The 13,921-nt window shown below is 73.0% G+C and carries 7 protein-coding genes; 4 read left to right on the top strand and 3 right to left on the bottom strand.

Annotated features, from left to right (window positions below; all coding sequences use genetic code 11):
• Nucleotides 1-43: 43 nt before the first annotated feature.
• Genes ACIBQX_RS28420 through ACIBQX_RS28405 form a run of 4 tightly spaced genes read left to right on the top strand, consistent with a single transcriptional unit; the run spans nucleotide 44 to nucleotide 5,613 of the window.
• The gene (locus ACIBQX_RS28420; RefSeq protein WP_397009676.1) at nucleotides 44-964 is read left to right on the top strand and encodes a carbohydrate ABC transporter permease; all 921 of its coding nucleotides are present in this window, start codon (nucleotides 44-46) and stop codon (nucleotides 962-964) included.
• On the top strand, nucleotides 961-1,818 hold the full coding sequence (locus ACIBQX_RS28415) for a carbohydrate ABC transporter permease (RefSeq protein WP_397009674.1): 858 nt from the start codon (nucleotides 961-963) through the stop codon (nucleotides 1,816-1,818). Before ACIBQX_RS28420 ends, ACIBQX_RS28415 begins: the two co-directional genes overlap by 4 nt.
• Before the next feature lie 27 nt (nucleotides 1,819-1,845).
• Nucleotides 1,846-4,182: an alpha-xylosidase gene (gene yicI, locus ACIBQX_RS28410; RefSeq protein WP_397009672.1), complete on the top strand. Its 2,337-nt coding sequence runs from the start codon at nucleotides 1,846-1,848 to the stop codon at nucleotides 4,180-4,182.
• A gap of 12 nt (nucleotides 4,183-4,194) precedes the next feature.
• Nucleotides 4,195-5,613, top strand: a complete 1,419-nt coding sequence (locus ACIBQX_RS28405; protein ID WP_397009670.1) for a GH1 family beta-glucosidase — start codon at nucleotides 4,195-4,197, stop codon at nucleotides 5,611-5,613.
• Nucleotides 5,614-5,715: 102 nt separating this feature from the next.
• Here the strand turns inward: ACIBQX_RS28405 and ACIBQX_RS28400 are convergent, their stop codons facing one another.
• Genes ACIBQX_RS28400 through ACIBQX_RS28390 form a run of 3 tightly spaced genes read right to left on the bottom strand, consistent with a single transcriptional unit; the run spans nucleotide 5,716 to nucleotide 13,918 of the window.
• Complete coding sequence (locus tag ACIBQX_RS28400) at nucleotides 5,716-8,280, bottom strand: PEP/pyruvate-binding domain-containing protein (RefSeq protein WP_397009668.1); 2,565 nt, start codon at nucleotides 8,278-8,280, stop codon at nucleotides 5,716-5,718.
• Nucleotides 8,277-9,002 (bottom strand): TetR/AcrR family transcriptional regulator, encoded by a 726-nt coding sequence (locus tag ACIBQX_RS28395; RefSeq protein WP_397009666.1) that lies wholly within the window; start codon nucleotides 9,000-9,002, stop codon nucleotides 8,277-8,279. Before ACIBQX_RS28395 ends, ACIBQX_RS28400 begins: the two co-directional genes overlap by 4 nt.
• 53 nt (nucleotides 9,003-9,055) lie before the next feature.
• Nucleotides 9,056-13,918: a tetratricopeptide repeat protein gene (locus ACIBQX_RS28390; protein WP_397009664.1), complete on the bottom strand. Its 4,863-nt coding sequence runs from the start codon at nucleotides 13,916-13,918 to the stop codon at nucleotides 9,056-9,058.
• Nucleotides 13,919-13,921 lie beyond the last annotated feature (3 nt).

The raw sequence follows: 13,921 nt of genomic DNA, 5'->3' as shown, positions 1-13,921 counted from the left end.
GACGACCCCTTGGAGCGTTCCAGCTCGCAGAACGGATATGACCATGACTGTCAACAAGCTCGCCCCGCGGCGGCGCGGGACGGCGTCGGCGCCCTACCTGATGACCGCGCCCGCCGTGGCGCTGTTCGTCGTCTTCATCCTGGTGCCGATCGGGTACGCGATCTGGCTCAGCCTGCACGCCATGCGGGTGCGCGGCGCCGGGTTCGGCATCCGTACCGAGGTGTTCATCGGCCTGGAGAACTACCTCGACGCGTTCCGCGACTCGGCGCTGCTGGAGTCGCTGGGGAACATGCTCTTCTACGGCCTGATCATGGTGCCCGCCACCATGGGCCTGGCCCTGCTGTTCGCCCTGCTGCTGGACGCTCCGCGAGTCGGCGGCAAGCGCTACTCGCGGATCACCATCTTCCTGCCGTACGCGGTGCCGGGAGTCATCGCGAGCCTGCTGTGGGGGTTCATCTACCTGCCCGCGGTCAGCCCGGTCAGCGCCGGCCTGGAGGCGGTCGGGCTGCCCGCCGCCGACTTCTTCGGTGACGCGTCGATCTTCTTCTCGATCGCCAACATCGCGGTCTGGGGCTCGGTCGGCTTCAACATGGTGGTGCTCTACACCACCCTGCGGGCCATCCCCAAGGAGCTGTACGAGGCGGCGCGGCTGGACGGGTCGGCCGAGTGGCAGATCGCGCTCAAGATCAAGATCCCGCTGCTGCGCCCGGCCCTCATCATGACCTCGGTCTTCACGCTGATCGGCATGCTGCAGGTGTTCAGCGAGCCGGCCACGCTGCGGCCGATGACCAACACCATCACGCAGGACTGGGTGCCCCTGATGCGGGTCTACCAGCAGGCGTTCGTGGAGAACGACATCTATCTCGGCGCCGCCACCTCGGTCCTGCTGGCGGTCGCCACCGTGCTGCTGTCTCTCGGCGCGATCGGCGTCTTCCGGATCCGTACCAACAGGAGCGAGCGATGAGCGTCCTGCGAGACCGCGGCACGCGCACGAAGATCGTGCCCACGATCGTGCTGGCGCTGGGCGGGCTCTACGCCATCCTGCCGCTGCTGTGGGTGGTGTTCGCGGCCACGAAGAGCTCCGAGGAGCTGTTCACCACCTTCTCCGGGTGGCCGAGCTTCAACGGCGGCTTCACCGGCAACCTCAGCGCGCTCAACGACTACGGCGACGGCCGGTTCTGGCTGTGGATGCTCAACAGCCTCATCTACGCGGGCGGCGGCGCCTTCCTGACCGTCGTGGTCTCCACGGCGGCCGGGTACGCGCTGGCGAAGTACCGCTTCACCGGGCAGCGGCTGATCTTCGGGGCGCTGCTGGCCGGCGTGCTGGTGCCGCAGATCACGCTGGCCATCCCGCAGTATCTGATGCTGTCGGAGATGGGCCTGGTGGGCACCTACTGGTCGGTCATCCTGCCCAGCATCATCAGCCCGTACAGCATCTACCTGTGCCGGATCTACGCCGACGCGGCCGTGCCGGACGACATCCTGGAGGCCGGGCGGATCGACGGGGCGAGCGAGTTCAGGCTGCTGTGGTCGGTGGCCGCGCCGGTCATGCTGCCGGGCCTGGTCACCGTGTTCCTGCTGCAGTTCATCGCCATCTGGAACAACTTCCTGCTGCCGTACATCATGCTCGCCGACGACAGCCTGTTCCCGCTCACCGTGGGCCTGTACTCACTGCTCAACCGGGGCGCCTCGCAGCCCGCCCTCTACACCCTGGTGATCACCGGCTCGCTGCTGTCGATCATCCCGATCATCGCGCTGTTCCTCTTCCTGCAGCGCTTCTGGCGGCTCGACCTGGTCGCGGGCAGCGTCAAGGGCTGACCCGCACTCCTCAAGAGAACGGACACCATGAAGTTCAAAGACGGCTACTGGCGGATGCGTCCCGGCACGCGGGGCGCGTACGCCAACGCGGCCTTCGACGTGACCGCCGGACCGCCGACCGCCGGCACCCTGCGCATCCTGGCGCCGACCAGGCCGATCACCCGTCGCGGCAACACCATCGACGGGCCCGTGCTGCGGGTGGACCTGTCCTCGCCGATGCCCGAGGTGATCCGGGTCCGCGCGGTGCACCTCGCCGGGTCGGTGCCCACCGCGCCCGCGTTCGAGGTGCGGGACGAGCACCCGGCGGTCCAGGTCGGCCTGGACGCCGAGGCGGCCACGCTGACCAGCGGCTCGCTGCGGGTCAGCGTGCGCAGGGACGCGCCCTGGGACATGACCTTCAGCGCCGGCGGGCGGGAGCTGACGCGCAGCGGCGAGAAGTGCCTGGGCGCCATGACGGACCCCGACGACCGGCACTTCATGATGGAGCAGCTCCACCTCAGCGCGGGCGAGCTGGTGTACGGCCTCGGCGAGCGGTTCGGCGCGCTGGTGCGCAACGGCCAGGCGGTCGACATCTGGAACGACGACGGCGGCACCAGCAGCGAGATGGCGTACAAGAACGTCCCGTTCTACCTGACCAACCGGGGCTACGGCGTGTTCGTCAACCATCCGGGCCGGGTGTCGTTCGAGGTGGGCTCGGAGACGGTGTCGCGGGTGCAGTTCAGCGCCGAGGGGCACGACCTGGAGTACCTGATCATCCACGGTCCGACGCCGGCCGAGATCCTGCGGCGCTACACCGCGCTGACCGGCCGCCCGGCCCTGCCTCCGGCCTGGTCGTTCGGGCTGTGGCTGTCCACCTCCTTCACCACCGACTACGACGAGGCGACCGTGACCTCGTTCGTCGACGGCATGGCCGAGCGGGACCTGCCGCTGAGCGTGTTCCACTTCGACTGCTTCTGGATGCGCCAGTTCCGCTGGTGCGACTTCGAGTGGGACCCCGAGGTGTTCCCCGACCCCGAGGGGATGCTCAAGCGGCTCAAGGATCGCGGGCTGAAGATCTGCCTCTGGATCAACCCGTACATCGGGCAGGCGTCCGCGCTGTTCGAGGAGGGTATGGCGGCCGGTCACCTGCTGCGCCGCCCGGACGGGACCGTCTGGCAGGACGACCACTGGCAGGCGGGCCGGGCGTTGGTGGACTTCACCTCGCCGGCCGCCCGTGAGTGGTACGCGGGCAAGCTGCGCGGGCTGCTGGACATGGGCGTGGACTCGTTCAAGACCGACTTCGGCGAGCGGGTGCCGACCGACGTGGTCTACGCCGACGGCGCCGACCCCGAGCGGATGCACAACTACTACAGCCTGCTCTACAACGAGACCGTGCACGAGGTGCTGACCGAGCGCCGCGGGCCCGGCGAGGCCGTGCTGTTCGCCCGCTCCGCCACCGTCGGCGGGCAGCGGCTGCCGGTGCACTGGGGCGGCGACTGCGAGTCGACCTTCGAGGCGATGGCGGAGAGCCTGCGCGGCGGGCTGTCCCTCGGCATGGCCGGTTTCGGGTTCTGGAGCCACGACATCGGCGGCTTCGAGGGACGGCCGGATCCCGCGGTCTTCAAGCGCTGGGTCGCCTTCGGCCTGCTGTCGTCGCACAGCCGGCTGCACGGCAGCCAGTCCTACCGGGTGCCGTGGCTGTTCGACGAGGAGTCGGTCGACGTGCTGCGCTCCTTCACCCGGCTCAAGGCCCGGCTGATGCCCTACCTGTACGGCGCGGCGGTGCGGGCGAGCCAGGAGGGCATGCCGGTGATGCGGGCCATGCAGCTCGAGTTCCCCGGCGACCGGGGCTGCGAGTACCTCGACGCCCAGTACATGCTCGGGCCCGACCTGCTGGTGGCGCCGGTGCTCTCGGCCGAGGGCGAGGTGTCGTACTACGTCCCGGCCGGCGTCTGGACCCGGCTGCTGGACGGCGGCACCGTGAGCGGACCCGGCTGGCACACCGAGCGGCACGGCTTCGACAGCCTGCCGCTGCTGGTGCGGCCGGGCGCGGTGCTGCCTACCGGAGGCCGCTCCGACCGGCCCGACTACGATTACGCCGACGACGTCACCCTGACGGCGTACCGCCTGGCCGACGGCGATCGGCGGACGGTGACCGTACCGGACACCAGCGGTGGCGCGGCGGCGGTGTTCGAGGTCTCCCGCGTGGGTGACCGCGTCCACGCCCGCCGCGCCGACGGTGTCCCCGCCCGCTGGAACCTGTTGCTGGCGGGCGTCGCCGAAGCCGCCGGCGCCACCGGCGGCACTCTTGAGACCACCCCCGGCGGCGTACGAGTCGCCGCGAACGGCGACACTGATCACATCGAGATCGTCCTGAAATCATAGGAGTGACTCCCCATGCCCGCTTTCCCCGAGAACTTCCTGTGGGGCACCGCCACGGCCGCCTACCAGGTCGAAGGCGCCGCCTTCGAGGACGGTCGCGGACCGTCGATCTGGGACACCTTCTCCCACACCCCCGGCCTGGTGGCCAACGGTGACACCGGTGACGTGGCCTGCGACCACTACCACCGGCTTGAGGAGGACCTGAACATCCTCGCCGACCTGGGCGTCGGCGCCTACCGCTTCTCCATCTCCTGGCCCCGGGTGCTGCCGGGCGCCGGTGACCGGATCAACCAGCCGGGCCTGGACTTCTACAACCGGCTCGTCGACGGGCTGCGCGCCCGCGACATCGCCCCGGTGGCGACCCTCTACCACTGGGACCTGCCCCAGGAGCTGGAGGACGCCGGCGGCTGGCCCAACCGTGACACCGCGCTGCGTTTCGGCGAGTACGCCCGGCGCATGGGCGAGGCGCTCGGCGACCGGGTGCACACCTGGATCACCCTCAACGAGCCGTGGTGCTCGGCCTACCTGGGCTACGCCTCCGGCGTGCACGCCCCGGCCCGCACCGACGCCGCCGCCTCGCTGGCCGCGGTGCACCACCTCAACCTGGGTCACGGCCTGGCGGCCAGGGCGCTGCGCGAGGTGATCGACCCGGCCGCGAAGATCTCCGTCACCCTCAACCTGCACCACATCCGGGGCGAGTCCGAGCGGGACGCCGAGGCCGTGCGCCGCACCGACGCGCTGGCCAACCGGGCCTTCCTCGGCCCGATGCTCGACGGCGCCTACCCGCGCGACCTCATCGAGGACACCGCCTCCGTCACCGACTGGTCCTTCGTCCAGGACGGCGACGAGGCGACCGCCGCCGCGCCGCTGGACCTGCTCGGCGTCAACTACTACAACCCCGTCCTGGTCCGCCAGTGGGACGGCACGAGCGAGCGCGACCAGGCCGACGGCCACGCCAACGGCGCCGCCTCACCGTGGATCGCCTGCGACGACGTCGACTTCGTCCGCCAGCCCGGCCCGTACACCGAGATGGGCTGGAACATCGACGAGACCGGCCTGACGGAGCTGCTGCTGCGCCTGCACCGCGACTACCCCGAGCTGCCCCTGATGATCACCGAGAACGGCGCGGCCTTCCCCGACGTCGTGTCCGACGACGGCCACATCCACGACGAGCAGCGCGTGGACTACCTGCGCCGGCACCTGACGGCCGTCACCGAGGCCATCGAGGGCGGCGCGGACGTCCAGGGCTACTTCCTGTGGTCCCTGATGGACAACTTCGAGTGGGCGCACGGCTACGCCAAGCGCTTCGGCATCATCCGCGTCGACCACGACACCCAGGTCCGCACCTGGAAGGACAGCGCCCACTGGTACCGCGAGGTGGTGGCGGCCAACGCGCTGCCCGCCACCGACCAGGTCACCACCCCCGCCTCCTGACCACGGCGAAACCAGCGGATCGGGCGGATCGGGCGGATCGGGCGGGTCGGGCGGGTCGGGCCCTCACCCGATCCGCCTTCGCCTCCGCCCTCCGCCTTCGCCTCAGGTGAGCAGCTCGACCGTGCCGCGTTCGCCGTCCACCCTGACGCGGTCGCCGTCGCGCAGCCTCATGGTGGCGTTGCCGGTGCCGACGACGGCGGGGATGCCGAGTTCGCGGGCGACGATGGAGGCGTGGGAGAGGGGCGCGCCCATGTCCGTCACCACGGCCGCCGCCCTCGGGAACATCGGCGTCCAGCCGACGTTCGTGAGCGTCGTCACCAGGATCTCGCCCGGTCCGAGCCGGTCGCCGTCCTCCGGCCCGGAGATCACCCGGGCGACGCCCTCCACCACGCCGGGCGCGCCGGGAAAGCCGGTCACGGTGTCGCTGACGGCGCCGCTGACGGCGCCGCCGCCGCGCGCGTCGTAGAGGTCGCCGCGCCGGTCCGGGTCGGCGGCCCAGCGGATCGGGTCGAAGCGGCCGACGATCAGGGCGGGGTACGGCGGCAGCGCGGCGTAGCGCTCGTAGGTCGCCCGCCGCACCGGCACCTGCTCCAGCGGGGTCTCGTCGCCGTGGAGCACGGCGAGGATCTCCTCCCGGGACAGGAAGAACATCGCGTCGCCATGTCCGGTGAGCTCGCCGGCGCGGACGGCGAACGCGCGCACGACCCAGAAGGCGCGCACGACCTCCGACCGGGCGGACTCACGGTCACGCACGACGGCGTTCCAGCGCCGTACCTTGGCCCGCGTCCTGGCGAGCCTGCGCGGGTAGCGCCGGGCGAAACGGGCCCACGCCTCCTCACGGGCCCGTTGCTGGCGGGCCAGCAGCGCCTCGGTGTCCACGCTGGAGCCGCGCAGCCCGGCGAGCTGCGCGTCGATCCAGGCCGGGTCCTCGCCGGGGCGCGGCATGGAGATCTCGAACTCGTGCGGGCCGCGATGCCCGTACGCGCGGGCGAACTCCGCACGGGTGATCTCGCCCCTGGCCAGCTCGCCGAGCCCGGTCAGCAGGCCGAGGCTGGCCAGCTCGCCGTCCACGTTGACGCCGGTGAGCATGGCCTCGGCGTCGAGGTCGCCCACCAGCCGGCGCAGCCTGTCGCGGGTGAAGACGAGCGTGGCGCCGCCCTGCCTGCCCGCCGCCTCCAGCATCCGGCAGGCCGTGACCAGGTGCGGCTCCCCCTCGCGGGTCCACAGCCCGGCCAGCTCCGGGCCGGTCCGGGCGCCCGCGACGGCGGCGCGGAGCTCCTCGCACCGCTGCGCGGCGGTGGCCAGGAACGGGCGTAACCCCCTGATGTTGGCGCGCACCCGCCTGCGCACGCGTACGGCCACCGGGAGGACGCCCTTGACGATCTCCCAGCGGGAGGCCGTCAGCAGAGGCACGTCCAGGCCGGGCGGCAGCTTGCCGAACACGTCCTCGATGGCGCTCAGCCGGCTCTGCATGCCCAGCGCCCTGGCGGCGGAGAAGGCGACGCTCAGGTTCATGTAGAAGCGGCCGCCGATGTTGCCGATCAGGTCGAAGCCGGGCAGGACCGAGGCGGACATGGCCTCGCTGATGAACAGCTGGACGAACGACCAGGTGGCGGGCGTCATCACGTCGGGGATGGCCTCGCCGAGGTTGCCCGCGGTCCACAGATGGTCGCCCTTGAGGCTGTCGTTCCACTCCTCGACCCGCTGCCCGATGGCGGTGATCGGGCGGGCCTGCACGATGGCGAACGCGCCGCCGCTCCTGGCCCACTCGACGTCCATCGGCGCGCCGTACAACTCCTGGACCCGCGCGCCCAGCGCGGCGAGCTCCAGGGCCTGCGGCTCGGTGAGCACGGGCGCGTGGCGCAATTCCTCCGGCGTCGGCCGCTCGTGCGTGCCGTCGGGGGTCCGTACGGTCATCACGGCCTTGTCCCCGGTACGCGTCTGCGTGATCTTTCCTGCGGACACCACGATCGTGTCGGGGGTGACCTGACCGCCGACGACGGCCTCGCCGAGCCCCCAGGAGGCGTTGATCACGGTCTCGTCGCGGTCGCCGGTGACGGGGTTCGCGGTGAACATGACGCCCGCCGCGTCGGCGTCGACCAGCGCCTGGACCACCACGGCCAGCGCGACGTCGTCGTGCGGCACGCCGTTGTGGTCGCGGTAGGCGATGGCGCGCGGGTTCCACAGTGAGGCCCAGCAGCGCCGGACCGCGTCGAGCAGCGCCTCGCCCCGGATGTTGAGGTAGGTGTCCTGCTGACCGGCGAACGACATGTCGGGCAGGTCCTCGGCCGTCGCGGAGGAGCGGACGGCCACGGCCACACCGCCACCCGCGACCTCACCGCCCACCGCCTCGGCCATTGCTGCCTCGGCCCCTACCGCCTCGGCCCTTACCGCCTGGTCGCCCATCGCCTCGTAGGCCGCGAGGATCTCGGCGGCGAGGCCGGCCGGGAGGTCCCGCGCGGCGAACAGGGCCGCGATGCCGGCGGCGTCAACCTGGAGCAGCTCGTCGCGGAAGTCGGCGACGAAGGTCCGGTAGGCGTCCGTGGTGATGACGAAGCCGCCGGGAACGGGCAGTCCCGCCCTGCTCAACCTGGCCAGGGACGCGCCCTTGCCGCCGGCCGTGGCGAGGTCGGCGGCGGCGTCGCCGAGAGGCAGCACGGTCTTCACGTCTCACGCTCCGCGACGCCGAGGCTGAGCGCCAGCTTGCGCCGGGCGACGTCCTCGACCGTGTCGAGATAGACCTTCGTGGCGGCCGCCACCTCGGCGGCGGCTCGGTCCGCCGGAGCACCCGCGCTGAGCGCCCGGTCGGCGGTGTCCGCGATCAACTCCGGCAGCCGGTCGTCCGGCACCCGCACCGGCTCGGCCAGCAGGCCCTGCGTGAACAGGAATCCGTACAGTACCGAGGAGACGACGGCGAGCTGCTCGGCGGGCGTCCGGTCCGCGCGGGCCACGCCCAGCCCGGTCAGCGCGCCGAGGTAGGTCTCGAACGCACTGGTCAGCACGGGTGTGGTCACGCTTTCCTGCTTCTGCTTGCCGAGCCTGCCGAGCACCTCGGCGTCGCCGAGCAGCAGCGCCCGCATCAGGGGCCGCCGCAGCAGCGCCTCGGCCAGCCCGCCCACCACCTCGCGCAGCGTCCCGGGAGCCGTGGCGCGGACCTCCTCCAGCAGAAGCACCCGCTCCCGGCGGAGCAGCGCGGCGAAGAGCGCGTCGCGGGTCTTCCAGTGCAGATAGATCGTGCCCTTCGCGACGCCCGCCTGCTTGGCCACGTCGTCGATGGTGGTCTTGTCGTAGCCCCAGCGGAGGATCAGCTCCGCGGCGGCGTCCAGGATCCGGTGCGCCCGCTCCACCTGCCTGACCGGATCCTGCGGCGGTCGTCCAGCCTTGACCATAGCTCGCCCCCAAATGTTTGACTGGATGAGCGTATATGGTCATTAAATAGAAATCAAAGTTTGGCGAGGAGCGCCTCCGCCTCGGCGGCGAACAGGTCGTCGCCGGTGGCGACCGCCTGCTCCAGCAGCCGTCGGGCGGCCGGCAGGTCGCCGTGCTCGTAGCGGATCTCCCCCAGCCGGCAGGCGGCCTCGGCGACGAGGCCGGGCCGGTCCGTCAGGTTGAGCGTCAGCTCGTAGAAGCGCAGCGTCCCGTCCCGGTCGCCCAGCCAGTAGCAGAGCTCGCCGAGGTGCGCCGCCGCCATGGCCGACTCCGCGTCGCCCGAGTCGATGACCCGCTGGTACCAGCCGAGCGCCTCGGGGAAGTCACGCTCGCGCTTGGCCAGCGCGCCCAGGTGCATGGCCGCCACCGCGGCGACGTGCCCCTCGGCCGCCGTCACGGCCCTGAGATACCAGGCGCGGGCGCGTACGCCGTCCTCCTCGTGGAAGGTGCTGCCGAGGGCCACCATCGCCCTGGCGGCCAGGGCGGCGTCGCCCGCCTCCAGCACCTGCTCGTACACCTGCCGGCCCTGATCCACCTGTCCGTCGCCGACCAGGGCCTGCGCCAGGACGGTGAGCGCGGTCGGCTCGCCGCTCGCGGCCGCCGCGTGCAGGGTGCGCAGCGACGCCTCGGTGTCGCCCCGCTCCTCCTGCAGCAGACCGAGCAGGCTGCCGAACACGCCGTGGGCCGGGCCGTCCGCGTCTCCCGCCCGGCGCTCGGTCAGGCTGTAGAACGCCGCCGTCTCGCCCTGCTCGTCGAGCAACTCCAGCAGCCTGCCGCCGGCGACGAACCGCACGTCGGCGTCCTCGTGCTCGTTCAGCCGCTCGTACACGGCCCGGGCCTCCCCTGTCTCCCCCAGCTCCGCCAGCCGCCCGGCGACCTCGATCTCGGTGTACGGATCGGCGCCGGCCAGCGCGAAGTAGCGGCGCACGGCGGCCGGGTCGGCACAGAGTCCGCCGAGCCGCCGTGCCGGTTCGGCGGCGTCGGCGCCGAGCCTGGACAGCATCCGCACGGCGAGCGTGTGCTCGCCCCGCTCGCAGGCCTGCCCGGCGATGATCACCAGGTTGGCGGACGCGGCCCCCGCCTCCTCCGACCGCGGATGCGCCCGCACCGCCGCCGCGAACGCGTCGGCCGCCCCCAGCGGGTCACCGTCCTCGTGCAGCCAGCAGCCCAGCTGGAAGCCCGCCCGCGCGGCGGCGTCCGGGTCGTCGGAGCTCACGGCCAGCATCGCCTGCTCGGCCGCGGCCGCCGCGTCCCCCGTCGCGCGCAGCGCCCGCGCCAGGTCGCCGCGGATGGACGGCACCGCGTCGGCGTACCCGGCCTCGATCGCCTCGCGGAACCTCACCGCCGCGCCGTCCTGGTCACCGGCCGCCCGGCACGCCTCACCCCATGTCCAGTGCCCCATGGCCACGGTCTCCGGATCACCGCTGGCGACGGCCTGCCCCGCCGTGCCGGGGATGGCGTCGTACTCCTCGTGCCGCACCAGATGGACCAGCAGGTGGCGCAGGCTTTCCAGGTCCCCCGCCGACACGCCCGACTCCAGCGCCCGCCGCGCCTCCCTCACGTCGCCGCGCTCCTCCTGCACCTCGGCGAGGTGTACGGCGGCGGCCGGCATCGCGGCGGTCAGCGCCTCGACCGCCCCCTCCAGATCCCCGCGTTGCGTGCGCGCCACCCCGATCCCGCGCCAGGCCGGCTCCGCGCTCTCCGCCTCCCGCGTGGCGGGCAGCAGGCACAGCTCGGCCCTGCAGTGCTGCCCCTGACGGACGAGCAGCTCCCCCAGAGCGACCCGCGCTCGCCCGGCCACGGCCGACTCGCCCAGCTCGACCACCAGCCTGTACAACTCCTCGGCCGGCTCCGCACCGTCCAACGCCCCGGCCACGGCCACGACCTCCGCGAACGCCTCCGCCGTCGCCCCCTCGGCCAGCAGCCGGCGCACCTCCGGCACGTCACGCGCGTCCAGCGCCAGCAACAGCTCGGCCCGCGCCCCCGACCCGGTCAGCTCCGTCAACGCCGCCACGGGCGCACTTCCAGGGTCGGTGCCCGTTTCGGCCGCAGTCGCGGTCGCCTCCCCGGGAGGGACGGTCGGCGTGATCGGCGTGGTGAGGGTGGTGATGGCGGCTGTCAGGTGGCCGTGGGCGCGGAGGAAGCCCGCGAGGTGGAGTGCCCCGGCGTCGCCGAAGGCCTCGTCGAGCACCTCCCGGGCCTGGGACAGCTCACCGGCGGCCACCAGGACCTCGCCGAGTCCGAGGGCGGAGCGCTGGTCGGCCGGGTTCAGGGCCAGCGCACGGCCGTACGCCCGCGCCGCCGCGTCGTACCGCTCCAGGGCTTGCCAGGCGCCGCCCAGGCTCTGCAGGGCCAGGGCGGCCATGGGCTCGTCCGCGCCTTCGGCGGCGTGCTCCCAGGCGGAGATCGCGCCGGGCCGGTCACCGGTCTCGTCGCGGAGTGCGCCCAGGTAGCAGGCCGTCTCCTGCTGGAGGCCCGGGTGTCCCGCCTCCAGGGCGAGCGACAGGGCGGCGTCGGCGGCCGCCCGGTCGCCGGCGCGCTGCCACGCGTGCGCGGTCTGCGCCGCCAGCATGGTCGCCAGCCACTGCCCGCCGTCGGCCGGGATGGCGGCGAGGGACCGCGCGGCGACGGCGAAGTCCCGATCGAGCAGCGCCCTGGCGTAGCGCCCTGCCTCCCCCTGCTCCGGATCGTCGCCGGGCACCAGGGCGAAGGCCGCCCGCGCCCCTTCGACGTCGTCGAGCCGGACCCGGGTGAGACCGAGAAGCCAGCCGCTGCGAGCCGTGTCGCCCTCGGCGACCAGCCGCTCGTACAATCGCCCAGCCGCCAGCAGGTCCCCCTGCCGCTCAAGAACCTGCAGCAGCCCGGCCGCCGCCGCCTTGCGCAGCCCTTCATGCTCGGCCGCGAGCGCCTCCCCGTAAGCGGCCCGCGCCTCACCGTAGGCCGCCCGCTCCTCGCCATAGACCCCCAGCGCCCCGCCGTACGGGCCCGGCACCTCGCCGTAGACGCCCGGCACCTCGCCGTACGGATCCTGCGCCTTGCTGTGAGGGGCCGGGGCCTCGCTGTGAGCGGCCCGTGCCGCAGCGGGCTCGCCGGCCACCAGGTCGGCCAGGCCGTACGCCACCCAGGGCGCGAGCACCGGGTGACCGTGGGCGCGTGCCCGGCGCAGGAGGTCGATCGCCTGTTCCCGCTGGTCGTGGCCGAGGAGGAGCTCCTTGTAGACCACGGCCGTGTAGGACAGGGCGAGCGGGTCACCGGAGGAGGCGGCCGACTCGAACAGCCTGGCCGCCTCCGACAGGTCGTATCCGACCGCCGCCAGCACCTGGGCGTAGACGGCGGCGGCCAGGCCGTTCGCCGGGTCGTGGTCCAACGCGGCGCGGTAGCGGATCAGCCCTTCCTGCCGGCCCAGCCGCTGGTGGTCGACGATCGCCCGCAGCACCGGGTGCGGGTCGTCGCCGGAGGTGCGCAGCAGGTGCAGGAGGAAGGCGGCGGTGAAGCCCTGGGCCACGTCGAGGCCGTGGGCGACGTAGGAGAGCAGCTCGTCGGCCTGCTCCCGGTCCCCTTCGCCGATCTCCAGCTCGGCCAGCGCCACCATGGCCCTGATCGACTGGGTGTCCGCGCCGGAGTCGACGGCCCCGCGCAGCAGCCGCCGGGCCTCCTCGACCTCCCCGGCCCGCAGCCGCTCCAGCCCGCTGTCGGCGTCCTGGAGCGCCTGCTCCTCGGCGGGGTCGGCCATGGGCCGCCGGCGCGCGTCCTGGTCGAGCAGCAGCGCCGCCTTGAAGGCGGTGTCGGGGTCGGGGTGCGTGGCCGCCGCCCTGACCAGCTCCATGGCGGGTTCGTACGACGAAGGGTGCTGGTCCAGCAGCAGCGCGAGCAGGGTGACGCAGGGGGAGGACCACGGCGACTCCCCCGCCTCCAGTACGGCGCGCAACGCGGTCAGGGCCTGGGCCGCCTCGCCCGCCTCGGTGTGCAGCTGGGCCAGGCAGGCGTGCGCCTGGACGGCGTACTCGCGCTGGCCGCTGGCGATCACCCGGTGGAAGATCGCCCTGGTCGTCTCCTCGTCGCCGAGCTGGGCGAAGACCTTGGCCTGCTCCAGGAGCGCGGGCAGGCGCAGCTCGGGCCGCGGGTCCTCGGCCGCCCTGGCGTAGGCGTCGGCCGACTCGGTGTACTCGCCGAGGTTCGCCAGCGCCGCGCCGAGCAGCTTGTACGCCATGGCCAGGTGTTCGGGGTGACCCACGGCGACGGCGTGCTCGCACACCTGGCGGGCCGCCTCGTGCTCCTCCTCCTCGGCGTACAGCTGGTAGAGCCTGAACGCCGACAGCGACACCACCTCAGGGTCGCCGCAGGTGAGGAGCCGCCGGTAGTCCTCCTCGTCCTCGGCCACCTCGTACAGCTCGGCCGCCGTGGCGGCGGTGAGGAAGGCGAATTCCGGCAGCTCAAGGTGGGCGGCCAGCTCCGCGACGGCGGGGCTGTCACAGCGGCGCGCCCGCCTCAGTGCCGCCTCGGCGCCCGCCGCGTCGCCCAGCTCCGTGCAGACCAGCACCAGCGCTGTATCGGCCAATGCCGCCACCTCGAAGTCGGCGCCGTCGGCCGCGATGGACAGCACCCGGTGCGCGGCAGGCCACTCGCAGGCGCTGACCAGCATCAACGCCATGGCGATGGCCGAGCGCTGGGCGAACACCGGGTCGTCGGAGAGGATCACCGACCGGTGCGCGGCCTCGGCCCCGTCCAGGTCGCCCATGTCCTGCAGGAGGCAGGCCAGCAGGTGTGACGCCTCGGGGTCGCCGGCGGCCGCGACCTCCCGGAACAGCGCGGCGGCCCCGTCGAGATCTCCCGCTTCCCAACTCCGCATGGCCGGCCCGAGCCGTTCTGACGTCATGTG

The organism is Nonomuraea sp. NPDC049714 (genome assembly GCF_044465295.1).
In the GTDB taxonomy this organism is placed as follows: domain Bacteria; phylum Actinomycetota; class Actinomycetes; order Streptosporangiales; family Streptosporangiaceae; genus Nonomuraea.
This window is presented reverse-complemented; position numbering and strand designations above follow the sequence as displayed.

Bases quoted from the DNA above. Each gene is read 5' to 3' on its own strand.
- yicI (WP_397009672.1), top strand. From the start codon at position 1,846: ATGAAGTTCAAAGACGGCTACTGGCGGATGCGTCCCGGCACGCGGGGC.
- ACIBQX_RS28390 (WP_397009664.1), bottom strand. From the start codon at position 13,918: ATGACGTCAGAACGGCTCGGGCCGGCCATGCGGAGTTGGGAAGCGGGA.
- ACIBQX_RS28415 (WP_397009674.1), top strand. From the start codon at position 961: ATGAGCGTCCTGCGAGACCGCGGCACGCGCACGAAGATCGTGCCCACG.
- ACIBQX_RS28395 (WP_397009666.1), bottom strand. From the start codon at position 9,002: ATGGTCAAGGCTGGACGACCGCCGCAGGATCCGGTCAGGCAGGTGGAG.
- ACIBQX_RS28420 (WP_397009676.1), top strand. From the start codon at position 44: ATGACTGTCAACAAGCTCGCCCCGCGGCGGCGCGGGACGGCGTCGGCG.
- ACIBQX_RS28405 (WP_397009670.1), top strand. From the start codon at position 4,195: ATGCCCGCTTTCCCCGAGAACTTCCTGTGGGGCACCGCCACGGCCGCC.